General features: G+C 40.9%; 26 protein-coding genes, 1 tRNA gene and 1 rRNA gene. 19 read left to right on the top strand and 9 right to left on the bottom strand.

Annotated elements, in window-relative coordinates:
- A 16S ribosomal RNA gene (locus GO009_RS16980) occupies window positions 1-85 on the bottom strand; the annotation flags it as partial.
- Between the two features lie 724 nt (window positions 86-809).
- Here GO009_RS16980 and thrS point away from each other — a divergent pair.
- The 4 genes from thrS to rplT all read left to right on the top strand — a co-directional run bounded on the left by thrS (window position 810) and on the right by rplT (window position 4,021).
- Window positions 810-2,750: a threonine--tRNA ligase gene (thrS, locus tag GO009_RS16975; RefSeq protein WP_163627912.1), complete on the top strand. Its 1,941-nt coding sequence runs from the start codon at window positions 810-812 to the stop codon at window positions 2,748-2,750.
- A gap of 36 nt (window positions 2,751-2,786) precedes the next feature.
- Entirely contained in the window at window positions 2,787-3,338 is a 552-nt protein-coding gene (gene infC, locus GO009_RS16970) for a translation initiation factor IF-3 (RefSeq protein ID WP_198519716.1), read from the top strand.
- Between the two features lie 48 nt (window positions 3,339-3,386).
- Window positions 3,387-3,584, top strand: a complete 198-nt coding sequence (gene rpmI / locus GO009_RS16965; RefSeq protein WP_014033572.1) for a 50S ribosomal protein L35 — start codon at window positions 3,387-3,389, stop codon at window positions 3,582-3,584.
- 92 nt (window positions 3,585-3,676) lie between these two features.
- Window positions 3,677-4,021 (top strand): 50S ribosomal protein L20, encoded by a 345-nt coding sequence (gene rplT / locus GO009_RS16960; RefSeq protein ID WP_014033571.1) that lies wholly within the window; start codon window positions 3,677-3,679, stop codon window positions 4,019-4,021.
- Window positions 4,022-4,134: 113 nt separating this feature from the next.
- On the opposite strand, the gene GO009_RS16955 is transcribed toward rplT, so the two are convergent.
- Window positions 4,135-4,557, bottom strand: a complete 423-nt coding sequence (locus GO009_RS16955) for a secondary thiamine-phosphate synthase enzyme YjbQ (RefSeq protein WP_163627911.1) — start codon at window positions 4,555-4,557, stop codon at window positions 4,135-4,137.
- A 99-nt stretch (window positions 4,558-4,656) separates the two neighbouring features.
- On the opposite strand from GO009_RS16955, the gene GO009_RS16950 reads away from it, so the two are divergent.
- The 3 genes from GO009_RS16950 (at window position 4,657) to GO009_RS16940 (ending at window position 7,445) form a co-directional block, all read left to right on the top strand.
- Window positions 4,657-5,448 carry an HAD family hydrolase gene (locus GO009_RS16950; protein ID WP_163627910.1) on the top strand — a complete coding sequence of 264 codons (792 nt, stop codon included), beginning with the start codon at window positions 4,657-4,659 and terminating at the stop codon, window positions 5,446-5,448.
- Window positions 5,449-5,535: 87 nt separating this feature from the next.
- On the top strand, window positions 5,536-6,423 hold the full coding sequence (locus GO009_RS16945) for a dienelactone hydrolase family protein (RefSeq protein ID WP_163627909.1): 888 nt from the start codon (window positions 5,536-5,538) through the stop codon (window positions 6,421-6,423).
- Window positions 6,424-6,545: 122 nt separating this feature from the next.
- Window positions 6,546-7,445, top strand: coding sequence for a hypothetical protein (locus tag GO009_RS16940; protein WP_163627908.1), 900 nt, complete (start codon window positions 6,546-6,548; stop codon window positions 7,443-7,445).
- On the opposite strand, the gene GO009_RS16935 is transcribed toward GO009_RS16940, so the two are convergent.
- The 5 genes from GO009_RS16935 to tgt form a co-directional block, all read right to left on the bottom strand.
- Window positions 7,442-8,719 (bottom strand): asparagine synthetase B, encoded by a 1,278-nt coding sequence (locus GO009_RS16935; protein ID WP_163627907.1) that lies wholly within the window; start codon window positions 8,717-8,719, stop codon window positions 7,442-7,444. The two genes, GO009_RS16940 and GO009_RS16935, sit on opposite strands and share 4 nt — an antisense overlap.
- A 13-nt stretch (window positions 8,720-8,732) precedes the next feature.
- Complete coding sequence (gene dnaB / locus GO009_RS16930; protein ID WP_163627906.1) at window positions 8,733-10,277, bottom strand: replicative DNA helicase; 1,545 nt, start codon at window positions 10,275-10,277, stop codon at window positions 8,733-8,735.
- A gap of 167 nt (window positions 10,278-10,444) precedes the next feature.
- Entirely contained in the window at window positions 10,445-11,398 is a 954-nt protein-coding gene (locus GO009_RS16925; RefSeq protein WP_163627905.1) for an acetyl-CoA carboxylase carboxyltransferase subunit alpha, read from the bottom strand.
- A gap of 114 nt (window positions 11,399-11,512) precedes the next feature.
- Window positions 11,513-12,595 (bottom strand): LptF/LptG family permease, encoded by a 1,083-nt coding sequence (locus GO009_RS16920; RefSeq protein WP_163627904.1) that lies wholly within the window; start codon window positions 12,593-12,595, stop codon window positions 11,513-11,515.
- Window positions 12,595-13,725, bottom strand: coding sequence for a tRNA guanosine(34) transglycosylase Tgt (gene tgt, locus GO009_RS16915; protein ID WP_163627903.1), 1,131 nt, complete (start codon window positions 13,723-13,725; stop codon window positions 12,595-12,597). The genes GO009_RS16920 and tgt overlap by 1 nt, the downstream gene beginning before the upstream one ends.
- Window positions 13,726-13,881: 156 nt before the next feature.
- Here tgt and GO009_RS16910 point away from each other — a divergent pair, with 156 nt between their 5' ends.
- The 3 genes from GO009_RS16910 to GO009_RS16900 are packed head-to-tail and all read left to right on the top strand — an operon-like array spanning window position 13,882 to window position 16,366.
- Window positions 13,882-14,727: a transketolase gene (locus GO009_RS16910; RefSeq protein ID WP_163627902.1), complete on the top strand. Its 846-nt coding sequence runs from the start codon at window positions 13,882-13,884 to the stop codon at window positions 14,725-14,727.
- Window positions 14,728-14,745: 18 nt separating this feature from the next.
- Window positions 14,746-15,699 carry a transketolase family protein gene (locus GO009_RS16905; protein WP_163627901.1) on the top strand — a complete coding sequence of 318 codons (954 nt, stop codon included), beginning with the start codon at window positions 14,746-14,748 and terminating at the stop codon, window positions 15,697-15,699.
- A gap of 49 nt (window positions 15,700-15,748) precedes the next feature.
- Window positions 15,749-16,366, top strand: coding sequence for an outer membrane beta-barrel protein (locus tag GO009_RS16900; RefSeq protein WP_163627900.1), 618 nt, complete (start codon window positions 15,749-15,751; stop codon window positions 16,364-16,366).
- 76 nt (window positions 16,367-16,442) lie between these two features.
- Here the strand turns inward: GO009_RS16900 and GO009_RS16895 are convergent, their stop codons facing one another.
- Entirely contained in the window at window positions 16,443-17,396 is a 954-nt protein-coding gene (locus GO009_RS16895) for an FKBP-type peptidyl-prolyl cis-trans isomerase (protein ID WP_163627899.1), read from the bottom strand.
- A 78-nt stretch (window positions 17,397-17,474) separates the two neighbouring features.
- Here GO009_RS16895 and GO009_RS16890 point away from each other — a divergent pair, with 78 nt between their 5' ends.
- Both GO009_RS16890 and GO009_RS16885 read left to right on the top strand, forming a co-directional pair.
- Window positions 17,475-17,846: an RNA-binding S4 domain-containing protein gene (locus GO009_RS16890; protein WP_163627898.1), complete on the top strand. Its 372-nt coding sequence runs from the start codon at window positions 17,475-17,477 to the stop codon at window positions 17,844-17,846.
- Window positions 17,847-17,881: 35 nt separating this feature from the next.
- The gene (locus tag GO009_RS16885) at window positions 17,882-18,379 is read left to right on the top strand and encodes a phosphoribosyltransferase family protein (RefSeq protein ID WP_163627897.1); all 498 of its coding nucleotides are present in this window, start codon (window positions 17,882-17,884) and stop codon (window positions 18,377-18,379) included.
- Here the strand turns inward: GO009_RS16885 and GO009_RS16880 are convergent.
- Window positions 18,371-18,883 carry a shikimate kinase gene (locus GO009_RS16880; RefSeq protein WP_163627896.1) on the bottom strand — a complete coding sequence of 171 codons (513 nt, stop codon included), beginning with the start codon at window positions 18,881-18,883 and terminating at the stop codon, window positions 18,371-18,373. The genes GO009_RS16885 and GO009_RS16880 overlap by 9 nt on opposite strands.
- A 118-nt stretch (window positions 18,884-19,001) precedes the next feature.
- On the opposite strand from GO009_RS16880, the gene GO009_RS16875 reads away from it, so the two are divergent.
- The 7 genes from GO009_RS16875 (at window position 19,002) to GO009_RS16845 (ending at window position 26,074) form a co-directional block, all read left to right on the top strand.
- Window positions 19,002-19,074, top strand: a tRNA-Lys gene (locus GO009_RS16875).
- Window positions 19,075-19,300: 226 nt separating this feature from the next.
- Window positions 19,301-20,512: a site-specific integrase gene (locus GO009_RS16870; protein WP_163627895.1), complete on the top strand. Its 1,212-nt coding sequence runs from the start codon at window positions 19,301-19,303 to the stop codon at window positions 20,510-20,512.
- Between the two features lie 139 nt (window positions 20,513-20,651).
- The gene (locus GO009_RS16865; RefSeq protein ID WP_163627894.1) at window positions 20,652-21,242 is read left to right on the top strand and encodes a Crp/Fnr family transcriptional regulator; all 591 of its coding nucleotides are present in this window, start codon (window positions 20,652-20,654) and stop codon (window positions 21,240-21,242) included.
- Window positions 21,243-21,295: 53 nt separating this feature from the next.
- The gene (locus GO009_RS16860; RefSeq protein ID WP_163627893.1) at window positions 21,296-21,901 is read left to right on the top strand and encodes an SRPBCC family protein; all 606 of its coding nucleotides are present in this window, start codon (window positions 21,296-21,298) and stop codon (window positions 21,899-21,901) included.
- 272 nt (window positions 21,902-22,173) lie between these two features.
- Entirely contained in the window at window positions 22,174-25,335 is a 3,162-nt protein-coding gene (locus GO009_RS16855; protein WP_163627892.1) for a PAS domain S-box protein, read from the top strand.
- The gene (locus GO009_RS16850) at window positions 25,307-25,696 is read left to right on the top strand and encodes a two-component system response regulator (protein WP_163627891.1); all 390 of its coding nucleotides are present in this window, start codon (window positions 25,307-25,309) and stop codon (window positions 25,694-25,696) included. Before GO009_RS16855 ends, GO009_RS16850 begins: the two co-directional genes overlap by 29 nt.
- Window positions 25,697-25,792: 96 nt before the next feature.
- Window positions 25,793-26,074, top strand: coding sequence for a hypothetical protein (locus GO009_RS16845; RefSeq protein WP_163627890.1), 282 nt, complete (start codon window positions 25,793-25,795; stop codon window positions 26,072-26,074).
- Window positions 26,075-26,130 lie beyond the last annotated feature (56 nt).

The following is a 26,130-nucleotide window of genomic DNA, read 5'->3' as shown; positions in this document are numbered from 1 at the left end:
AAGCTTTTCCCCGCTGCCCCTCGACTTGCATGTGTTAGGCCTGCCGCTAGCGTTCATCCTGAGCCAGGATCAAACTCTTCATTGTATTTCCTTGAATGTCTGTCCGACACCCGGAAATAACCGAGTCCCTGCATCAAAATGGTTTGTTAATTAATTCTACGCTGTCGTTACAATATGTATATGAACTTCTTTGTTCAAAAAAATCGAGTTTCAATCTCAATAAAATCAATCTTTACTCGACTTTTACCGCCCCACCTCGTTGGTTAAGCGGGTGCAAATTTACAACTGTTTTTTTAACCGGCAAGCTTTTTTTGAAAAAAATCAAAACATTTTCTTGACCTCAAAAAAACAATCCTTTACATGAACTTTTTCCTTTAAACACCTCGGTGTTTTTCGGGCTGCAAATGTAAAATGCTTTTTTTGATTACACAATGCTTTTTTATAATTTCTTTCAAGCCTTATCCACTTGTCAAAAACAGTATGTCAATAAGCTTATGAACTAACCAAAAAACAAACCCTTTGTTGTTTTTCGGGCTGCAAATGTAACACCTTTTAAATAATAAACAAGAGAGTTTTTTGGCCTTCTTGGCCAATTTGCTTTCAATTGACTGAAAACAAAGCAGATAAAAATACAAAAAAAATTAAAACCTCAAAAACCACCCTTCCCCTCACATTGCTATAGTCCAAGAATCCAATTGAACCCACTTTATCGTCCGCAGAAAATTAGTCATATATATAAGGTAAGTATTGTAGCATCTATACAAGATATTATCTTTGTCCTCTCGATTATACAAAATAGAAGTTCAAACATGATAAAGATCACACTGCCTGATGGTGCTGTAAAAGAAGTTGAAAAGGGGACCACTCCTTTTTCCATTGCCCAAAGTATTAGTGAAGGGCTTGCTAGAAACGTTATTTCCGCAAAATTCAATGACACGACGGTTGAAACCACAACACCATTAACTACGGATGGCACTTTGACTCTTTATACATGGAAAGATGATGAAGGTAAAAAAGCTTTTTGGCACTCCACCTCCCATGTTGTGGCCCAAGCGTTGGAAGAGCTTTATCCGGGCATTAAATTGACCATTGGTCCCGCTATTGAAAACGGCTTCTATTATGACGTTGATTTTGGAGACCAGTCCATTTCCGAGAAAGATTTTCCTGAAATTGAAAAGAAGGCACTGGAAATCGCACGCGGCAAACACGACTACAATATGAGAAGTGTCTCCAAAGCGGATGCCCTTTCTTATTATAAAGAGCAGGGGAATGAATATAAAGTAGAACTCATCGAAAATCTTGATGATGGCACCATCACTTTTTGCGACCACAGTACCTTTACCGATCTATGCCGTGGTGGACACATTCCGAACACGGGCATCATAAAGGCCATTAAACTATTGAGTGTTGCCGGCGCGTATTGGAGGGGTGACGAAAAAAACACCCAGCTGACTCGAGTTTACGGCATATCGTTCCCTAAACAAAAAGAACTCACAGAATACCTCCAACTTTTAGAAGAGGCCAAGAAAAGGGATCACAGAAAGCTCGGAAAGGAACTGGAGCTTTTTACATTCTCGCAAAAAGTGGGACAAGGGCTTCCTTTATGGTTGCCCAATGGCGCTGCGCTAAGAGAGCGTTTGGAACAATTCTTAAAAAAGGCCCAAAAAAAAGCAGGGTACGAAATGGTGGTTACTCCACACATTGGCCAAAAGGAACTATATGTTACTTCTGGTCACTACGCCAAGTATGGAGAAGACAGCTTTCAACCCATCCATACACCCAAAGAAGATGAGGAGTTCTTGTTGAAACCAATGAACTGCCCTCACCACTGTGAAATATACAACAGTCATCCATTTAGCTATAAAGATCTTCCGAAACGTTATGCTGAATTTGGAACGGTGTATAGATACGAGCAAAGTGGGGAGCTTCATGGTTTGACCCGAGTTAGAGGGTTTACTCAGGATGATGCACACATTTTCTGTACCACGGAACAATTAAACGATGAATTCAAGAATGTAATCGACCTTACCTTATATGTATTGAACTCTTTAGGTTTTGAGGATTTTACCGCACAAGTTTCCGTAAGGGATTTGGAGAACCCCGACAAATATATCGGCAACACCGATGATTGGGAAAAAGCCGAACAGGCCATCATTGACGCGGCGGAGGAAAAAGGCCTGAACTATGTAGTTGAAAGCGGAGAAGCTGCTTTTTACGGTCCCAAGTTGGACTTTATGATAAAGGATGCCCTTGGTAGAAACTGGCAATTAGGAACCATTCAAGTGGACTACAACTTGCCAAAACGTTTTGATCTTACTTATAAAGGAAGTGACAATGAATTGCACAGACCCGTGATGATTCACCGCGCTCCCTTCGGAAGTATGGAAAGATTCGTAGCGCTATTGCTAGAACATACAGGCGGAAACTTCCCATTGTGGCTGATTCCGACCCAAGCCATCGTACTGCCTGTCAGTGAGAAACATGAAAAATATGCGGAAAAAGTTTTGAATTCGTTAGAAAATCACGAAATTCGCGCGCTCATTGATAATAGGAACGAGACGGTAGGGAAGAAAATCCGTGAGGCAGAACTCAAAAAAATCCCTTTCATGATTATTGTCGGGGAACAGGAAGAAGAGTCTGCGACCATATCTGTAAGGCGTCATGGCGGTGAAGATTTAGGAAGTTTAAGCGTAGATGCTTTTTCAGACTTGGTAACTACTGAAATAAATAGTACCTTAAAGTCGTTCTAAAAAATTAAGTTTAATTAAAAAGTTTACGTCATAGCAATTAGAAGAAGATTTAGACCCCAACCTAGGAGGGAAAACAAAAACCCTCACAACATCAATGAAAAAATAAAGGCCCGAGAAGTTCGTCTTGTCGGGGACAATGTTGAAATGGGTGTTTACCCCATTTCCAAAGCAAGGGAAATAGCCAACGAACAGGAATTGGATTTGGTAGAGATTTCGCCAAACGCAGAACCGCCCGTTTGTAAGGTAATGGATTATAAAAAATTCCTTTACGAACAGAAGAAACGTGATAAGGCCATGAAGGCCAAAGCAAGTAAAGTTGTAGTAAAGGAAATTAGATTTGGACCACAAACGGATGACCATGATTACGAGTTCAAGAAAAGACATGCAGAAAAATTCTTGAAAGATGGTGCCAAACTAAAAGCCTATGTGTTCTTTAAAGGACGATCGATCGTTTACAAAGACCAAGGCGAAATATTATTGCTCCGACTCGCCCAAGAACTCGAAGAGCTTGGAAAGGTAGAGCAAATGCCTAAATTGGAAGGCAAGCGTATGACCATGTTCATCGCACCCAAGACAAACAAAAAATAAAAACTGAACCCTGGTTCGGTATAATAAGCGGAGTTAAATACTAGGAAAATGCCTAAGATGAAAACAAAATCCAGTGCCAAGAAGCGTTTTAAGCTTACAGGAACTGGTAAAATCAAGAGAAAGCACGCTTTTAAGAGTCACATTTTGACTAAAAAATCCAAAAAGCGTAAGCTAAAGTTGACCCATTCCACTTTGGTTCACAAAGCGGATGAGGACAACATCAAAGAACAATTACGTTTAAAATAATTGTTCACCGGTACATTTATTTATTAACCATGGAGTCGGGCCCAAAAAAGTTCTCAATAATTGAGACGCCTGCTACAAAAAAATGACACATTATGCCAAGATCAGTAAATTCAGTTGCTTCACGAGCTAGAAGAAAAAAAGTGATGAAGCAAGCCAAAGGTTACTTTGGAAGACGTAAAAACGTTTGGACAGTAGCCAAAAATGCGGTAGAAAAAGCAATGCTTTATGCTTACCGCGATAGAAGAAACAAAAAGCGTACTTTCCGTTCCCTATGGATTACCCGTATCAATGCCGGGGCTAGAATGCACGGAATGTCTTACTCTCAATTTATGGGTAAAGTAAAAGCCAATGGAATTGAACTTAACAGAAAAGTTCTTGCCGATTTGGCCATGAACCACCCAGATGCTTTCAAAGCAATCGTTGAAAAAGTAAAGTAAAAAAGTTAATATAAACTTACCCCGCTTATTTAGATCCCGCCTTGTGCGGGATCTTTTATTTTACAAAAGGTCTAAAACAGCTTGACACGAATTAATCAAATTGTCTCGAATGATCATTGCCCAAATGCAGTAATGATCAACTTCCTCCCCGATGCATGGTCTCGATGCTCGCATAGATAAATTCCTTGCCAAATTCCCATGTTCAACCTACCTTGAGTTATTGGAATCTGCACAGAGGCTCCCATCAAGGAAGCTTTGATATGGGCAGGCATATCATCGGGGCCTTCATAATTGTGCACATAATACGGTGCATTCTCTGGAACCATTTTATTAATGTGGCTCTCAAAATCAGTTCGTACCGTTGGGTCGGCATTTTCATTGATCGTCAAGCTGGCCGAGGTATGCTTAATGAACACCTGTAAAAACCCCGTGTTTATATTTCGAAGTTTGGGAACAGCATCAATTATCGTGTCCGTAATCAAATGAAATCCTCTGGAGTATGGGCGTAACTGTATTTCTTTCTGATAAAAATTCATAGACAAACAAAGCTTTCCCAACGAAATTAATACAAAGTTTACCAAAACTGGGGCTCAGTTCCATGAATAACAAATAACTTTGCAGCTTAATCAATTCAAATGGACTTATCACAAATAAAAATGGTGGTTACCGATATGGACGGAACTTTGTTGAACTCCAACCACGAAGTAAGCCCCCGATTTTTTGAAATCTACGAAGAACTCAAAAAGAAAAACATTGCCTTTGTTGCCGCAAGTGGGAGACAATATCACAGTATGGTAGACAAATTGGGGTCCATCAAAAATGAGATACTCGTTATTGCAGAAAATGGTGCCTTGATAAGAAGACAGGAAGAAACCCTGCTCACCACTCCAATCAACAAGTCAGAAGTACATCGTATTCTTGACGCCGTGCGTCCATTAGAAAATGTACACCCTGTACTGTGTTGTCAAAACAATGCTTTTGTGGGTGGTGATTCAAACGAATTCTTGGAAATGCTCCGTGAATACTATTCGGAATTCGAAATTGTTGAAGACCAAAAAAAGGTTGATCAAGAGGTGTTAAAAATAGCTATTTACCATTTTGAAAATTCTGAAAAGCACATTTACCCCAACGTGAAACATTTGGAAGGTGACCTAAAAGTAAAGGTCTCAGGGGCGAATTGGGTAGATGTCTCCGATCTTAATGCCCACAAAGGATATGCACTCAAAAAAGTGATGGATGAATTTCAAATCGCATCCCACGAAATTATGGTATTCGGTGATTACAACAACGACTTGGAAATGTTGGAGCTTTCCGATTACAGCTTTGCCATGGCCAATGCGCATCCCAATGTTTTAAAAACCGCCAAATACACTACCCACAGCAACGACGATTTTGGTGTGGAACGGATTTTGGAAAAGTTGCTTTAGTCACACTACCCAATCTATTTATCTTATTCTGAGTAAGTTGCTTTTGTAAAATTCGTACCTTAAAGGGCAAACTTTAAAAGCAGCACTATGGCACCATTGAAAAAAGACGACATCAAACAAGAGGTCTTTGACCTATACGATAAATACGCACACAACCAGTTGGACCGCAGGGAGTTTATGGAAAAACTTTCCGTTTATGCGGTCGGCGGAATTACCATGGCTTCGTTGATGAGTTTTGTGATGCCCAACTACAAGGACACGCTTACCGTATCCCCCAACGACCCGGATTTGAACTCCAAGTTTATTACATACAACTCACCGAAAGGCGGGGGTGAAATCAAAGGATTGTTATCCAAACCCAAAGAGAGCAAAGGAAAAATGGGCGGCATTGTCGTAGTTCATGAAAACCGAGGTCTAAACCCCTATATTGAAGATGTTGGACGAAGAGCTGCCAAGGCAGGGTTTATTTCCTTGGCCCCGGATGCCCTTACGCCACTTGGCGGATATCCAGGCAATGATGATGAAGGTAGAGCGCTCCAACGCCAACGGGACCGTAACGAAATGCTCGAAGATTTTATCGCAGCCTACAATTATCTCAAAAACCATAAGGATTGTAACGGCAAGGTGGGGGTTGTTGGGTTTTGTTTTGGTGGATGGATTTCCAATATGATGGCCGTAAAGGTACCCGATTTGGCCGCAGCGGTTCCCTTTTATGGAAGCCAACCTGATGATGATGAAGTGGCACAAATCAATGCAGCTTTATTGATCCATTATGCGGGATTGGATGAAAGGGTAAACGCTGGCTGGGAAGCTTATGAAGCTAAATTGAATGAGCTTGACAAAGATTACAAGGTTCATTTTTACCCGAATGTAAACCACGGATTCCACAATAATACCACACCGCGCTTTGATAAAGCATCAGCCGATCTGGCATGGGAAAGAACCATAGCTTTTTTTAAGGAGAAGCTGAGCTAGAAAACCGTTGCCTTATATGCATGGTTGTTCCTGGGTATTAAAGTGATTAAACGGCAATCAAAATACAGCATATTTTTATAAATTGCCTTTGCATAGCCCTTAACTTAACCATATCATCTCTAATGAATAAGGGCGAGATCAAAACTCATATCCATAATCCGTACCGTTTTATTGAAGGTAGAAGGACAAAGCAGGAATGGGACACTTTTCTCAAGTCACAAAATTATCCGCTATACTGGGGTTTTCGAGAACTCAAACTAGCATGGGCCTTTCAGGGTCTTATGGGAAAACCTATTTCCGGTTTTGCCCCAGACCATGATTACATCCCCTATGTTTATGAACCTTATTTAACTGATACAGACCTATCTCTTAAGGCCTCGCTCATCAATTCAGAAAAAAATCCGATGGGGTTTTATTATAATTCCAAGATAAAAGGACATTGGGCCATAGTGAAACTGGACAGCAAATATTGTACGCTGTCAAAAGACGAAAAAAGTTTGCTCCTAAAACATGGACATTACATCAGAAACAAGAAGGAACTCATTATAGACTTGGAAAATGCCGTTCAAATTGCCGGAAAAAGTGATAGCTCCAATTTTAGAATCATTACAAGAATCAGTAATAAAAATGATGTTTTCACAGCACTTTGCCAACTCTTTGAAATCCCCGATTCAGAAACCGATTATTATCCAAGGAACGCTTTGAGGTATGCTTTTACCAACAACGGCACGCTTAACGAACCCGCTAAAGAATGGTTGGATAATTGGGTGGAAGACACCGGTTTAAAAACACACCTTAGCTGCTTTATGGACCAAAAGCGAGGCTTTCGGGACACTAGGGATATATACTTGACCTGTCATTATCTAAAAAGTTGGAATACCTACCTTGAAAACGGAGACAACTTTCCTTACGGATTGGCTGCTTTATCTTATTTAAACGGTACCAACTGCTTAATGGGTTGGGAATGGGAACATGGTGACTTGGTTGAATCAAAAGCGTTGATTCAGGTGAAAAAAGATTAAGTCTTTTGCTTTTTCTTTCTGGCAGCGGGAAAGAGAACATTGTTCAGAATCAATCGATATCCCGGCGATGTTGGATGTAACTCCAATTCTGTTTTTGGATCCCCTACCCTATGCTGGTAATCTTCAGGATCATGGCCTCCATAAAAAGTAAAAAATCCTTTTCCTTTTATTCCATGAATATATCGGGCTTCTCCATTGATTTTGTTCTCGCCCAATACCATAACCGTAGGTTTCACCTGATTTCGGGTATAAGCGGTGGTCTGCCCCATAAAACCTTTGACCAAACTGGTATGGTTTTGGGTCAACATCGTGGGCACAGGATCCCATTTTGCCGAAAATTCCATTAATGAAAAGTAATCGGATTCCCTTGGAACATTGGCCCGTTTGTTGGTCATGTCTATCGAAGAGAACTCATATCGGATAGGATTTCGTTCCAACGTAAAATTGGTAAACGCAAACGTATTGCTAAAATCAAGTTTAGATTGATAATTCGCATCCGAAGGGTCACCATCGAACATCGGCTCGCAGATATCCACTTCCTCTGCTGCCAGAGCAATATCAAAACTATCGGTGGCCGAACACATGGCGAACATAAAGCCTCCACCAATCACATAATTTCGAATTTTTAAGGCCACGGCCAATTTCTCATCCGACACCTTGGAATACCCCAAGCTTTGCGCCAGCTCTTCAGCTTTGGCCTTGTCTTCAATATACCATGGAGCAGCTCGGTAATGCCCGTAAAAGCGTCCATACTGACCTGTAAAATCTTCGTGGTGCAGGTGCAACCAATCATATAGTGCCAATTTATCTCCTAATACTTCAGTATCATAAATAGTGGTGTAAGGTATTTCGGCATAGGTGAGCACCATGGTAACGGCATCGTCCCATGGTTGGTTCCCCTTTGGGGAATACACGGCAATTTTCGGTGCTTTTTCCAGAATAACGGCGTCTTGGTTTTGGGATGGGCTGCTAATGTCATCCAAAATTTGTGCTGCCTGCCCATCGGAAAGTACTTCAAAAGAAACGCCACGGATTTGGCATTCCTTGCGTATGGCGTCTCCATCGGGTAACATAAAAGAGCCGCCACGATAATTGAGCAACCATTGTACTTTTTGCTGTTTGGCAAGTACCCAATAGGTGATTCCGTATGCTTTTAAATGATTTTTTTGTCCTTCGGCATCCATTGGGATTAGGATTACGGAGGCAGAAGTTTTTAAGAAAAAAAGAAAGAAGCATACAATAATGAGATTTCTCGCATTCGCTCGAAATGACATCCACTGTATTATTTTAGAAAGGTACATCATTATCCGGGTCATCGTCACTGTTCATTGCGCTACCAAAAGCATCGTCCGTACTTGGAAGGTTTGGTGTTGCAAAGGGGTTTTCTTCGTCCGCATTCATCTTCGATTGGAATTCGAATGGGGAATCAAAGTCATCCAAGTTATCAAATTTACCCAGAGCGCCCACAAATTTTAACCTAATATTTTCCAAACCTCCGTTACGGTGCTTGGCTACAATAAACTCTGCTTGACCTTGTGTGGGGGTACGCTCTTCATCGTCCCACTCGTCAATTTTATAATATTCCGGCCTGTAAATAAAGGAAACGATATCCGCATCTTGCTCAATGGCCCCAGATTCCCTCAAATCGGAAAGAATGGGCCTTTTACTGCCTCCACGGGTCTCCACGGCCCGCGATAACTGGGACAGGGCGATTACGGGAACATCCAGTTCCTTTGCCAACGCCTTTAAGTTTCTTGAAATAGTAGAAATTTCCTGCTCACGGTTACCACCTTTTTGGCTTCCGCCAGCGGTCATTAACTGCAGGTAATCAATTATAATGAGTCGGATATTATGCTGTGAAGCCAAACGTCTTGCCTTGGCACGAAGGTCAAAAATGGAGAGCGATGGGGTATCGTCAATAAACAAAGGGGCTTTTTCCAAAGTCTTTACCTTCACGTTCAACTGCTCCCACTCGTGTTTTTCCAATTTACCGGTCCTTAGTTTTTCTGAAGACAGTCCTGTTTCTGAAGAAATCAAACGGGTGATCAACTGTACGGATGACATCTCCAAAGAGAAGAATGCCACCGGAATTTCCGAGTTCACCGCAATATTACGGGCCATGGAAAGGGTAAGCGCCGTTTTACCCATACCAGGCCTTGCTGCCACGATAATCAAGTCACTTGGTTGCCAACCTGAGGTAAGCCTGTCCAGTTTATCAAAACCGGATGGGATTCCGCTAAGCCCCTCTTTGTTGGAAATTTCCTCGATTCTTTTTTTGGCCTGTATCACCAAATTCTGGGCAGTTTCAGCGGATCGCTTTAAATTTCCTTGGGTAACCTCATATAATTTTGCCTCTGCATTGTCCAAAAGGTCAAAAACGTCGGTTGCGTCACTGTAGGCCTCCTCAATAATATCGTTTGATATTTTGATCAAGCTACGTTGAATATACTTTTGAAGAATAATCCTGGCGTGGAACTCAATATGTGCGGATGAGGCTACTTTTTGGGTCAGTTTTATCAAATAAAAATCACCTCCGACGGCTTCTAGCTTCCCATCCTTCTTTAGTTGCGCCGAAACAGTTAATAAATCCACTGGTTCGGAGGATTCGAACAATTTAAAGACGGCCTCGTAGATATATTTATGGGAATCCTTGTAGAATACATCGGGATGAAGAATATCAATCACTTCATCCACGCCTTTCTTGTCAATCATCATAGCTCCAAGCACAACCTCCTCTAAATCAATGGCTTGCGGAGGTATCTTACCTCTCTCAAGATTGATAAGGGCAGATTTCTCCACACGATGTCCTACAATGGGGCTAGGTTTTTCCATGAATGCGAAAGTAGCTAATTAACCTTTAGTTAACTTTAATTTAGACGAATACGATTTCCACAGGTACTTAACAATTTAAATGTTGATAACTTCTAATACCTGTTAATAACATAAAAAAATTCGGGGATATATCCTAATGAAAAAGGGGAGCCCCTGAAAAACAAGAATTATTCGCTGAAAACACCCATATCCGCATATTTTTCCATGCGGGTTTTCACCAATTCTTTTGGTGATAACTTTTTGAGTTCTTCAAAATGGGAAGAAATTTTGTCCGCGACCGTTTCAAATGTTTTTTTTCTGTCGGTATGTGCTCCTCCAAGAGGTTCTTTTACGATTTCATCGACCAAACCTTGCTTTTTCATATCGGTTGCGGTCAATTTTAAGGCTTCGGCGGCCTGCTCTTTATATTCCCAACTCCTCCAAAGGATGGATGAGCAAGATTCCGGGGATATTACGGAGTACCAGGTATTTTCCAACATCAATACCTTATCTCCCACTCCAATGCCCAAAGCACCCCCCGAGGCTCCTTCTCCAATAATAATTACGATGATTGGGACTTTAAGGCGGGTCATTTCCAAAATATTACGGGCAATGGCCTCTCCTTGACCTCTTTCCTCTGCTTCAATACCCGGGTAGGCTCCTGGAGTATCCACAAAACATACTACGGGAATCTTGAATTTTTCGGCGGACTTCATCAACCTTAGCGCTTTTCGGTACCCTTCTGGATTGGCCATACCAAAATTACGGTACTGGCGTGTTTTGGTGTTATATCCTTTTTGTTGGCCAATGAACATATAGCTTTGGTCACCAATTTTTCCCAATCCGCCTACCATGGCCTTGTCGTCCTTTACATTTCTATCGCCATGGAGCTCCAAAAAGGTGTCTCCACAAATGGCGTTGATGTAATCCATAGTGTAAGGCCGGCTGGGGTGTCTTGACAACTGTACTTTTTGCCAAGCGGTAAGGTTTTTATAGATATCCTTTCGGGTCTGGGCGAGTTTTTTTTCGATTTGGGCACACGTTTCTGTAACGTCCACTTCACTTTCTTCCCCAATCACCATACATTTTTGAAGCTGTTCTTCAAGTTCTTTGATGGGGAGTTCAAATTCTAGATATTCCATGGGAAGTCTTTTATTTTCACGAAAAACAATGGGGACAAATATATAACATTATGGCATACTCCCATGAAAAACACAAGTCTTTTAACTTCAATAATATACGCTAACATTACTGCATTACCGCTTGGCTTTCATTAGCATGTAAACGGCAAAAACACCAAAAATAAGGTTGGGAATTACCACTGCCAGCAAGGGTGAAAAACCGGATTGCTCGGCCAATGTTCCAAATACCTTATCAAAAAAGATGTACACAAAGGCCACTCCGATACCGAAGGCCAAATTTAGCCCCATACCACCACGGCGTTTCATCGAGGAAACGGCTACAGCTATTACCGTAAGGATGAACGCTGCAATGGGAAGCGCCCATCGTTTATATTTTACCAATACATATGCATTGATGTTTGATGCACCTTTTCTGCGCTGATCCTCTATAAAGTCGTTGAGCTCGAATAGGTTTTTGGTCTCGGCCACATAGGAAACCGGGGTAAGATCATCTATTTGAAAGGAGAAAACCGTATCCAACCTACGTTTTGCGTTGATGTACTCGGTTTCGTTCCTCACCGTACGTTTTTCATAATTGGTCAAACGGTAAATACTGTCGTCTTCCACCCATCTTATATTACTTGCGGAAATTTTGTAGTCCAACTTTCCGATGGAATCGAAGTGCTCGTAGGTAAAGTTGTAACCAATTTGACGGTTGGGGTCAAAACTGCTCACGTAGATATAATCCCGTTCGTTCAATTGGTTGAAGATATTCTCCGTTACCCTGGTCTGTTTACCTTTTTTAAAGTATTTGTATTCAAACTCGTTAAAACCAATACTGGCATGGGGCACTATAAACATTCCCATCATAAAAATAAGCACGGCAACCAAGGTCGCTCCCACAAAATAGGGGCGTAAAAACCGCCAAAAAGAGACACCGGAACTCAAAATCGCCACAATCTCTGTATTACTGGCCAGTTTTGACGTAAAAAATATAATCGATAGAAAAAGAAAAATGGGCAGCAATAAATTCCCGATTACCAAGGTAAAATTGCCGTAAAACACTATAACCTCGGCCAACGGAGCTTCGTTGTCTATGATCTTACCGATTTTCTCCGCCAAGTTGGCCATAATCCCAATAGGCACAAACAGCAAAAGCATCCCCATAAAGGTAATCAGGTAGCGTTTAAGTATGTATCTATCGAGTATGGTAAACATTACAGTCTTTTATCCATTTGGCTGACCATTTTGGTCTTCCACTCCAAAAAATCTCCGGCTAAAATACGTTCTCTAGCGGTACGCACCAACCATAAATAGAAACCTAAGTTGTGAATGGTGGCAATTTGCTTGCCCAAATATTCATTGGCTGCGAACAAATGCCTTAAATAGGCCTTGGAATATTCGGTATCCACAAATGTGATGCCCATTTCGTCGATTGGGGAGAAATCGTTCTCCCATTTTTTGTTTTTGATGTTGATGGTGCCATGGGCCGTAAACAACATTCCATTGCGAGCATTACGGGTGGGCATCACACAATCGAACATATCCACGCCCAACGCAATATTTTCCAAAATGTTGATGGGGGTTCCAACACCCATAAGGTATCTCGGCTTATCTTCCGGAAGAATATCGCAAACCAATTCGGCCATTTCGTACATTTCCTCAGCAGGTTCACCTACCGAAAGTCCGCCAATGGCATTACCTTCTGCCTCTACCGAAGCAATATATTCTGCAGATTGTTTTCTTAAATCTTTATAGGTAGACCCTTGAACAATAGGAAAAAAGCTTTGGGAATAACCATATTTGAACGGCAGCTTCTCTAAATGATCGATGCATCTGTCCAGCCACCTATGTGTCATGTGCATAGAGCGTTTGGCATATTGATAATCGCAGGGATAAGGAGTACACTCATCAAAAGCCATAATAATGTCCGCACCTATGGTGCGCTGTATTTCCATCACATTTTCTGGAGTGAAAACATGACGAGAACCATCAATATGGGACTTAAACTTAACACCCTCTTCCTTAATTTTTCTATTATCCGAAAGCGAATACACTTGATACCCCCCGCTATCTGTCAAAATAGGCCGGTCCCAATTCATAAATTTATGAAGTCCGCCAGCTTCTTCAAGTATTCCAGTACCCGGTCTTAAGAAAAGATGATAGGTGTTCCCCAAAATAATATCAGGATTTATTTCATCTTTTAATTCCCGTTGATGTACCCCTTTTACCGAGGCAACTGTGCCTACGGGCATAAAAATAGGAGTTTGTATGTTGCCATTGTCAGTGGTCAGCTCCCCTGCCCTGGCCTTGCTTTTACTGTCCTTTTGTAGTAAGGTAAAATCCAATTGTTCGTTTTAGAACCGCAAATATAACTAACTCTGTTTCGTTGTTCCTTAACAAAAAAATAAAGTTTCTGAGCACAAGTCATTTAACAAATGTATAATCAACACTTGTTTTCTACGAATAATGCGATTACATTTGATATCTAAATTATTGACAAGATGCCGAACACGCAAGAATTACAGGACCTGGTAGTACAGGTAAGAAGGGACATTTTACGAATGGTCCATAAGGTAAATTCGGGTCACCCAGGAGGTTCTTTGGGCTGTACCGAGTTTTTTGTAGCACTCTACAACGAAGTAATGGATTTAAAGGAAGGATTTGATATGGACGGGATTGGAGAGGACCTCTTTTTCCTTTCCAACGGACACATCTCGCCCGTGTTTTATAGTGTCTTAGCTCGAAAAGGGTATTTTCCCTTGGAAGAATTGAACACTTTTAGGTTAATTGACTCCAGATTACAGGGGCACCCTACTACTCACGAGGGATTGCCAGGGGTTCGTGTAGCTTCTGGATCATTGGGACAAGGAATGTCCGTTGCCATCGGCGCTGCTTTGGCCAAAAAATTGAACGGTGACGATCATTTGGTATTCAGCCTCCACGGTGATGGCGAATTGCAGGAAGGCCAAAACTGGGAAGCTATTATGTATGCCGCAGGTAACAAAGTGGACAACCTTATCGCCACAGTGGACCGAAATGGCCAACAAATTGATGGTGGTACCGAAGATGTACTTCCACTTGGCGATGTTGCCGAAAAATTCAGGGTATTTGGATGGGATGTTCTTGAAATTGAAAACGGAAACGACCTAGAGCAGGTTATCGCAGGCTTAAAAGAAGCCAAGAGCAGAACTGGAAAAGGAAAACCGGTCTGTATTGTTATGACCACAGAAATGGGCAATGGCGTTGACTTTATGATGCACACCCATGCATGGCACGGCAAAGCGCCCAGCGATGAGCAATTGGCGACCGCATTGGCACAAAACCCAGAGACTTTAGGCGATTACTAATCATAAGAAAAAGAGAGAATGACTAAATATACAGATCAAGGAAAACAAGACACCCGAAGCGGATATGGCGCGGGAATGACGGAACTGGGAAGAACCAATCCCAATGTAGTAGCCTTATGTGCCGACCTTGTAGGGTCTTTAAAGATTGACACTTTTATTGAAGAAAACCCAGAACGTTTCTTCCAAGTAGGTATTGCAGAGGCCAACATGATGGGCATTGCAGCCGGTTTGACCATAGGAGGTAAAATTCCTTTCGCTTCTACCTTTGCAAATTTTGCGACTGGTCGTGTGTACGATCAAATCCGCCAATCCATCGCATATTCGGATAAAAACGTAAAAATATGTGCTTCGCACTCTGGTTTGACCTTGGGCGAGGATGGTGCCACGCACCAAATTCTGGAAGACATCGGTTTGATGAAAATGTTGCCCGGTATGACGGTCATCAACCCTTGTGATTTTAACCAGACCAAGGCGGCCACCATTGCCATAGCGGAACACCATGGCCCAGTTTATTTGCGCTTTGGACGCCCCAAAGTAGCCAATTTTACCCCTGCGGACCAAAAATTTGAAATCGGTAAGGCACTCATGCTCAACGAAGGTACCGATGTGACCATCATTGCAACAGGACATTTGGTTTGGCAAGCACTACTTGCTGCCGAAAGCTTGGAAAACCAAGGAATTTCCGCAGAAGTAATCAATATACACACCATTAAGCCTTTGGATGACAAAGCTATTTTGGATTCCGTGAAGAAAACTGGTTGTGTGGTAACTGCGGAAGAGCACAATTATTTGGGCGGACTTGGTGAAAGTGTCTCCCGAGTGCTGGCCACCCACCATCCTACCCCTCAAGAGTTTGTGGCAACACAAGATACTTTTGGAGAAAGTGGAACGCCCGAACAACTTATGGAGAAGTACGGTTTGAACAATAAAGCCATAGAAGCTGCCGTTTTAAAAGTGATGAAACGTAAATAGTTTCAGCTATCTCCTTTGGAGATATTTCAACTTTATAAAATAGACACTTATGAAAAAAACACTTTTAGTAGCTGTATTTGCCTTAATTGGTTCTGCAGCGATGGCACAAAGCGGTTCAGGATTCGGTATTAAGGCCGGTTTATCGTACAACAAGAACGGGGATTTAATCGGTTCTGTTGGTGATGGCGGACAAGATATCGTCGAAGGTGCCGAAGGTAAAGCAGGATACCATTTTGGGTTTTGGGGCAAATTGGATTTCCCAAAGATTTATTTAAGACCTGAATTGGTATATTCCAAAACCAAAAGTTCTTATGATTTACCAGATGGTGACTCCGAAGATTACGATGTTTCCAAATTGGACATGCCCGTGCTTTTAGGGTACAAATTGATTGGTCCTTTGCATGTTTTTGCAGGGCCTGCTTTTCAATATACGTTGAACAATGACTTTGGCGATATTGAAATTGAAGACGTAAAAAACGACTTTACCGTAGGCTTAAATGCCGGTGTTGGGGTAAACCTTGGGAACGTTGGACTTGACGTTAGATATGAAAGAGGCTTTTCCGAAAATGAGGCCGAAATCATTAACAATAATATTGCTAATTTAGAAAATAGCAGAGTAGATTCGAGACCTTCGCAAATTATTTTTGCGCTATCGCTTAAATTGTAACATATCATTAAACGCATGAAAAAGCCCCGCTGGATGCCAGCGGGGCTTTTTATATGCTATTCACTTATTCACTTTGCTAGTTGGAGTCTGGATCCAAATAATCTGGGACTCCATCCCCATCGGAGTCTGGAAAAGTGATTTCGCCATTTTCAATTATAATCTCATCTCGGGTCAAAACACCATCTCCGTCGTCATCGGGATCTCTATAATTAGGCAATAAACCTGTTAAGCTAGATTCCATATCAACATCCGTATTATCATCGTTCAAATACTCGTTACTATTCAAATCCTCTTGTATGGATGGAATACCATCGTTATCATGATCCGTATTCTCCACATACAATCCCAGTTCAATTTGAAACATCAAAATAGAATATGCTGGTATCAAACCTGAGGGAGATCTATTGAAATATGCCATACCAGATGGCATTATTACAAGGCCAATACCACTATTATTGATATTGTAGGTTCCATCCCCATTTTCAACGATTTGATCCGATGTCCCTGCACTCATTTGTGCATAACCGTCAGCAAAACCTCTTGCAACAATTCTTGATATACTAGTCCAAGAAAAATCTTGACTCTCATCAAATTGTGTCCCATCCAACAAATACCCTTGGTACCTAACCAGTGTTGAATCTGCGTAGGTAGGACTTCCTCCACCACCTTTTCTTGCCTCGATATAATACAAGGTATGCTTTATATTTTCCTCTCCAGCACTTAATCCCAAATGACTGGAAGAAACATCAAACGTGATTGTCTTAGCGTCTTCCATCATTGGCTCTTTGTTCGCATTTTCACCAGCTATGGTATCAATCACGATTTTATAATCAAATCCTTCCGGAGGGTTTTTAAATTCTTCATAATTGTAAAAGTGGGTGTTCAAAAACTCCCTAATCTTTTCGTCATCTTCGGGTGCTACGTCGCTCAATAAGCTTGGCGGCACTTCAACAATACCTCCATCATCATCCTTTTTACAAGATAGTAGTGTGACCGCAAAACATATCAAAACTAAAATTCCGTACCTCATCAAGTCTGTTATTTAGGCGCGCAAGATACAATTTTCCATTATTTTTGCTTTGTCCATTAACAAAGATTTGCGAAGACCATGCGAATAGACAAGTACCTTTGGTGCACGAGATACTTTAAAACCAGAAGCATTGCATCCAATGCGGTAAAAAAAGGACACGTTAAGGTGAACGGTAGCGCCGTTAAACCCTCTCGCGATGTTTACCCCATGGACAAGATTGTTGTACGCAAAAACCAGATTGATTACCAGCTTACCGTTTTAGATGTTCCGGAAAGCCGTGTTGGGGCAAAATTGGTCGATATTTACCGAAAGGATACCACCCCAAAAGAGGCCTTTGAACATAACGAACTGCTCCAATATGCCAAAAAGCATTACAGAAAAAAAGGGTTGGGGCGCCCCACAAAGAAAGATCGTCGGGATTTGGACGATTTTTTGGACGAATCGGAATAAACTGTTTTATATCTTTGAATCAACTACTACGCACTATGATAAACCGTATTCTTACCCACGATCAAATTCAACACATTACAAAGCGAATCGCTTACCAAATTTATGAGACCAATGTGGACGAAGAAGAAATTGTAGTTGCTGGAATCAATGGTGGTGGAGAAAGTTTTGCCAAAAAAATAATAGCTGTCCTAAAAAAGATTACGGAGGCCAAGATTATTTTGTGCAAAGTGGACATGGACAAAAAGAACCCATTGAAAAGTGGGGTCAGCACCTCACTTTCGGAGGAAGAATACAAAAACAAATCCATTGTTTTGGTGGATGATGTGTTGAACTCGGGCACCACCTTGATCTATGGTACCCACCACTTCCTTAAAACACCCATAAAACAACTAAAAACGGCTGTACTTGTAAACAGAAACCATAAAAAGTACCCGATCAAGGCCGATTTTAAAGGCATATCGTTATCCACATCCCTGAGCGAACACATTAAAGTGGATTTTGAACCCAAGAACAATGCGGTTTATTTAGAGTAGTTCTTTAATCCTACCAACAACAGTTTCAGCGTCCAAATTGTTACAATCCAAAATATGTTTTGCTTGTAGATAGTAGGGCCTACGTTCAAAAAGATGTTTTCCTATAAATTCAGGTAATTCCTCGTCAGCAATATTTTTTACCAAAGGCCGATTATCTTTTTCCTTTGAAATCCTTTCCACCAAGTTCGGGATACTCAGGTTGAGATATATGGAATGGTCAGATTGATTCAATATCGTTGCCATATTGGTTCCGTAACACGGAGTTCCCCCTCCTGTTGATAGAATAATAGATTTTTCTTTTTCCAAAACCTCGGATAGCATCTGATGCTCCAACTTTCTGAAAAATATCTCCCCTTTTTCAGAAAATATATTTTTAATGGATTTTTTTTGATGTTGCTCAATATAATCGTCCAAATCTATGAATTCGACTCCTAATTGCCTGGCCAACAATCGTCCAACGGTCGACTTTCCACTTGCCATATATCCTACTAAAACAATTTTCATATTGAAGAATTTTATCTGATTTCAAAAAAACACAAATTTATCATTAATTCACCTTGGAAAATAGATTATTGATGTTATATTTGCACCCGCTTAGCCAAACAGCTAGGCACAACTTGAAGACCTGATAGCTCAGTTGGTAGAGCATCTCCCTTTTAAGGAGAGGGTCCTGGGTTCGAGCCCCAGTCAGGTCACTTTTGAGCTTTCAAAAATATTCAAAAAGTCTGTAAATCGTTGATTTACAGACTTTTTTGTTTTTATTGATTTCATTTGATATTAAATAATACCATATATCGCGGTGCGCAATTCGGTGCGCACTTTTTGAATCCGCAAAAATGGCACCTGATCAATGTTAAAAACGCTCCGAACATTTTTTTTCAAATGTTCCGGAACAAAATTGAATCAGTAAATCGATGACAAATGGAAACAAAAACATTCTCTTCAATCTTCTATTTAAGAAATTCCAGATTGGACAAAAATGGAAAGGCCGGTATCTATTTTAGAATCACCGTGAACGGTCAAAGGGCAGAGCTCAGTATCAAACGAAAAACAAGTCCCGAAAAATGGTGTTCGGCCAAAGGAAGGATAAAAGGCTCGAGCAAAGAGGCCAAAGAAATGAACCACTACATGGACCAGTTGGAAACCAAGGCTTATGAGATCTATTCCAAGTTGATGGTCAAAAAAAAGCCCTACAATGCCGAGACCATCAAAAACAAGCTTCTCGGGAAAGGAACTGAGCACAAAACTCTCCTTGCCATTTATGGAGAGCACAATGCCCAGATCAAAGAATTGATTGGTTCCGATTATTCTTATGGAGCCTACCGTAGGCATGTACGCACTATGAACCATCTTGCCCGCTTTATCCAAAAGGAATATAAAGTGTCCGACCTATACGTAATGGAGGTGGATTTAAACTTCGTCAATAGATTTCACCACTACCTAAAGACCCAAAAAATCGGCAACCAGAACACGGTCACCAAATATGTGGTTAACTTCAAAAAAATCATGCGAATGGCCTTTGCCAACAATTGGGTGAAAAAAGATCCTTTCTATTCATGGAAGGCCGAATGGAAAAAAGTGGAGAGGAATGTCCTTACCGAAGCAGAACTCAGGTCCCTGATCGATTTGCAACTCGAGTCAAAAAGCTTGGAGCAGGTAAGGGACATTTTTGTTTTTTGTTGCTTCACTGGGTTGGCCTATGTGGACGTCAAAAAACTTTCAAACAGTCATATAGTAAATGGAATAGAGGGCAAACGATGGATCAAGATCAAAAGGGCCAAAACAGATTCATTGAGCAGTGTTCCATTGCTGCCCATTGCTGAAAAAATACTGCGTAAGTACGAAGACCATTCGCAGAAATTGATTACTGCAGCGCTGCTACCGGTGATTAGCAACCAAAAGACAAATGCCTACTTAAAGGAAATTGCTTCCGCTTGCGAAATCAAAAAGAAATTGACCTTTCATCTGGCACGTCACACTTTTGCAACTACTGTGACCTTAGCCAACGGTATTTCCATTGAATCGGTCAGCAAGATGCTCGGGCACCAATCCTTAAAGACGACCCAAATATATGCCAAGGTCATTGACAAGAAATTATATGATGATATGAGTATATTGCAAGGGAAGTATTAGGTTTTGAAACTTAGATGATTGAAATTTGGTTTAATGGGGATTTAGGAAATATTAGATTGACAAAACGGGACTTGCAAAAATGCATTCCATCCTAATTCCATTACTGCTCTAATTCTTGACCGTTGGCAATAATCATGAGATGGAAATTCTGAAGAACGTTATTTCACAAATGATAAGACTCACTGATAATGAGGCAGAAAATTTTATGTCCTTGTGTTATCGTAAAATGTTCAAGAAGAAGGAGATTTTAAGCGAGGACGAAAAGATCATTGACGAGGTCTACTTTATTGAAAGCGGAATTCTCAGAGTAAAGATTTTTGATATAAATGGTTCTGAGCATACCGTACATTTTGCAATAGAAAACCAGTTCATAGCAGATTATCGAGCTTTTTTAACAGGGGAAAAATCCAGTTATATGCTTGAGGCCATGGAAGATACCGAAGTGATTGTTTTGCCCAAAAAAGCTATTGAATGGGGGTACAACAACATGCACGAAGGGCAGAAACTCGGAAGGCTTATTGCAGAATATTACTTCACCTATTTGGATAGGCGCATTGAACATCTATATACACTGTCGCCTATACAACGGTACGACCTGATGAATCAAATCTTTCCCGATATCCACAACCGAGTTCCGCAGCATATGATAGCCTCCTATCTCGGAATCACTCCAATTCACCTTAGTAGGATTAAAAAAAAAGCACCTCTTAAAAGTCTAAACATTTGTTAATGCTTTTCAGGGTTTATAATGCTGAGATTTGCCCTGTCACAAAAAAATAAAGCATGGTAAAGGTAAATACAACAAGCAGCAACAAGTCAATTTCAGCAGCAAAGACTAAAATATACCTGATGTGTTTCATTGCCTTGTTAACAACAGGCTGTTATTCGGTCAAAAAATCCGTTGAACGAAGCTATCCCAACTCAAAAGATATCCATTGGCCTGAGGATTATAAGCCTGAAGAGTCCAAGTTTTTCGTTCACAATGAAATTTACATCGACGCTTCACCGGAAACCGTTTGGTCCATACTCATAAAAGCTGACGAATGGGAAGATTATTATGAAGGTGCCAGCAATCTAAGACTATCAAATGGCACTGATGGTCGCCTTTCTGAAAATTCCGTATTCACGTGGAAAACAATGGGGTTAGATTTCACCTCTTCAATAAAAGAATTCGAACCCCCTAATAGACTTAGCTGGGAATCTGATAATAAAAGTATCAGAGGATATCACACTTGGCTCATCATTCCTACTAAAAATGGGAGCAAGTTGATTACAAGTGAAGCGCAACATGGCTTTATGACATTTCTTCAAAAAATGTTTGTGCCCCATAAATTGGAACGCCTCCATGATGATTGGCTTACTCATCATTACCCTCGGTCCGGAAAATAGGGGTGGTAGAGATCAACTACGACTATTTACAAGAAGAAACAAAGAGATGCATGATTATGATTCTTTTTATTTTATTAAACTTTATTTATAACTTTAAAATTTTTGTGATTAAAATCCGTTACGGATAAAATTTCTAGGGTCTTGGAATTTCAATTTACTAACCCAACCATATCCAAATAGGCAACATGCTACAGAACTTAATTCTTTACCAGTGACGTTTGGTCATCCAACCGTTTCGATTATCCCAAACTTTTTAAACCAATCTCAAAGGAATGTCCCCTATCCTAGATGCTTCCAGTTTATCGGAAGACCATATTTTTGATTTTTGTCCACACCCCATGTGGATTTACGATTTAGAGACACTTCGGTTTCTAAAGGTCAATGATGCTGCTATTCAACAGTATGGCTTTACAAAAGGCCGTTTTCTCCGTATGACCCTTAAAGCCATTAGACCTAAAGAAGATATTCCCAAGCTACAGATAGCCATTGAGAATGCCAAAGGTAGAAAGGATACCTACAAAGAAGGCTTTTATCGCCATAAGAAAAAGGATGGTACGGTTTTCCCGGTATTCCTAAAAGGCAATCTCATCCAATACAAAGGTAGAGCAGCTGAACTTGTCATAGCCATGGATATTTCCGATACCGTGGAGTACGAAAAAAGGTTGCTTTCCCAAAACCGACTTTTCCAAGCCATTTCGGATATAAACAACAATTTGATTCGAAACCCGGATTGGTTGAAAGCATTGGATGTTTGTTTTACATTGCTTTTGGAGACCTTGAAAATCCATCGGGTCTATTTCTTTCGGAGCGATTCAAAACATGATAGGATCACTTTAATGAAAATTAAGACCGACAGGGACCCTAAAATAAGTTCCGATCCCGATGGTTACCCTGCCTTGCCCTTTCCGCTTCTGCAGCACCTTATTGGGCGTTTGAGGAAGGGAAGGGTCTTTTCGATGAACCGATCGGAGGTCTCCGAACCCAATCTTGCGGAAACCTTGGAAACAGAATGCCTAAAGTCATTATTAGCTCTTCCTGTTTTTTCATCTGGCACTTTCAGGGGGTTTATCAGCTTGGAGGACCATGATATGGAAAGGAAATGGACAAAAGAAGAAGTGCAGTTATTGAACACCCTTACCACCAATCTATCCCATTTGATCAATCAATCGGATGTGTTGGACCAAGTAAAGAACAGCGAAAGCAGGTTCAAAAATTTGGTGCTGAACGGGACCGATTTGATTTCCATCGTGGATACGGAGGGGATTTGCCGTTATGCTTCCCCATCTTTTGACAACCAACTAGGGTACTCAACCCATGATTTGATGGACACTTGTTTTTTTGATCGATTGTCCAAAGACGATATACCACGTTTAAGGAAAGCCTTCGAATTGGTACAAAAGGTCGAACATGTTGAGATCGAACCATTCCGATTCAAACATTCCAATGGAACCTGGAAGTGGATTGAATCCATTTGGAGCAACCATTTGGCCACGCCCAACATTCAGGGGATTGTCATGAATTCCAAAGATGTAACCGATAGGATGAGATCCAAATTGAAAAAAGAGCTTTGGCTGGATCTCGTTAATGCTATTGGGAAAAAGGGAAGTCTTAGGGACGGCCTTGACGCCATGCTGGAAAGATTGGTCGAAGTGTGCGAAATACAAGCCGCTGAAGTATGGTTAAAAACAAGGGACGGTGTCAAATTTAACCTGTTAGGTCAAGCCAGTTGCGGGAAGAGTGGCAAACTTTTTTTGAAGCAACCCATGCCCGTGGATTTTTTTTCAACGGAGAAGGGAGTACAAGGCAAAATCGAACGAGCGAATGCATTGATGATATGGGATGATTTTGACAAGAAGTCAGAATTTGTTCGATCAATTTTTGCCAAAAAAGTTGGACTCAGAACCTGCATTGGTCTACCCATACTTTCTGGTCAGGAATCCATTGGATGTGTCCTTTTATTTGCAAAGAAACCTAAAGAAAGATTGAATGATGTCTTATATTTTGTGGAGGGAATTGGCCACCAAATAGGTGGACCCATCAAACAAAAAATGGTCCAGGGGGAATATTTGGAGTTTTTTGAGCTCTCACCGGATCCCTTTTGCATCATTGGTTTTGATGGGAGAATAAAACAGGTCAATAAAGCCTTCTCTAAGGCAATAGGGGAAAATCAAACACAAATTGTGGGAATGGCATTTGAAGCATTTATCCATGCAACCGATCAGGATAAATTGGACCAAGTGTTGCCCAATCGCCGTGGTTCGGGAAGAACTGATGGTGTTGAAATACGCATGTTGACCAAAAACAATACGGAAAAATGGTTCATATGGTCAAGTACTGTCATCAAAGACCAAGAGCTTGTATTAGCGGTCGCCAAGGATATTACCGATCAAAAGGAACTTGAACATTCTTTAAGGGTTTCAAACACCAGGCTCAACCGGGCACATCGAATAGCTAAAATTGGTTATTGGTATAGAAATTTCGATTCGGACCTTAGTGAGTGGAGCCCGGAAACCTATAGGATTTTTGGATATACCCCTGAAAATTTCCTTCCAACGTTGGAAAATGTAACCAAAGCCTTCCATCCAGAAGACCGATACCTTATCGAGGAAAACCCCAACAACCATTTGGAACCAGGGGTCATTACAAAATTTGAACATAGGATCATCACTGGCAACGAAACCGTTAAATGGGTGCATCAGGAAATCCAAATGATCGTCGATGAATCCTCAGGGGAACCACTACATATTGAAGGAACGGTCCGGGATATTACCCAAGAGAAGGAATATGAGTTGCAATTAAGGATAAGCAAGGAACGGTTCCTTTTGGCCATGTCAGCCAGTAAGCAGGTCATTTGGGAACTTGACCATCGATCCAAAACCTTATTACATTGTCAAGTTATGGATCGATTGGAGGAACGAATAACCAAACAGCCCTTTGAAATAGACAATGATTGGTTCAAAAGAATCCATCCAAAAGACAGGGAACATGTCTGGAATACCCTAGAAAACCATTTGTACGAGTCTGAAAAGAAGGATTGGGCAATCGAGTATCGGACCATATCCGAAAACGGCTCTATGGGTTATGTTCTAGATAGTTTTTATGTCCAGAGGGATTGCCACAATAACCCTATTAAAACCATTGGTTCGGCAATGGATGTTACAGAGGCAAGGGAACAATTGGAAAAAATTAAGGATCAGAACAAAATGCTTACGGAAATTGCCTGGCTGCAGTCACATGCCATCCGTTCGCCCCTGACCAGGATCATGTCCCTGTTGACCCATCATAGAAGCTATGGTGAAGAAGTTTTCTCAACAAAGGACCTGTTGGATATTATTTCAACCTCCATCGATGAAATTGACTGTGAACTACAAAAAGTAATAGAGATAACCAATAAAAATTTTCAAAATGACAAAGGAAATATTATTGATCGATGACGATGCCATCACCAATTTTTTAAATCAAAATTTGATCGAACAGAAAATAAAGGGTATTCCCATTACCATATTCTATAACGGTTTGGAAGGCCTTAAATATATCAAGAGCAATCCAGACAAACACTATATTGTTTTTTTGGACATCAATATGCCCGTGATGAACGGTTGGGAGTTTATTGAAGCGGTGGATTCCTTAACGATTGAAACAAGTGTGGAGATCCATGTTTTGACGTCTTCCATAAACCCTGGGGATAGGGAAAGAGCCAATGGTTTGCCAAATGTTGATTCGTTCATTGAAAAACCGTTGGATGAACTTGCGATGGAGTCATTTATGGTGGCGAAGTTAAAAAAGCCACTTTGATTACAGTATAAGGGCGTTCACGGATATAACCATTTCCAGTGTTTTTGCAGTTTCCCCAAACCGCAAAGAAAATGGTTGCAAGAACTGTTTGCCACAATGAGCATGTATTCCTTTGTAAAAGAAAAATCTAAAAATGCTTACAATTTAATGAACACATATCCTGAATTTGTCCTTAACTCGGGAAATCGGATGGCCGAACACAAGACCCTCAAGGATTTTGAGGAAAAATATGTCCAAAACCTGTCACCCCAGAATTATGAGTGGTTTCAAATGCAATTCTACCAACATGTGGATAAGCCGGGTAAACTGACCCACCTTCGCCGGATGAAACTGACCATGGCAAATGGACTGCCCAGATTTGATCTATCCTTGGGTTAAACTTAGTTTTTATTTTTCAATTTTCTTCTCATTGATTCTCCTTTTATATCTATTCT

The organism is Allomuricauda sp. TY007 (assembly GCF_010468565.1).
Lineage (GTDB): Bacteria > Bacteroidota > Bacteroidia > Flavobacteriales > Flavobacteriaceae > Flagellimonas.
Note: the sequence above shows the minus strand (reverse complement) of the source record. Positions and strands in the feature narration are given on the sequence as shown.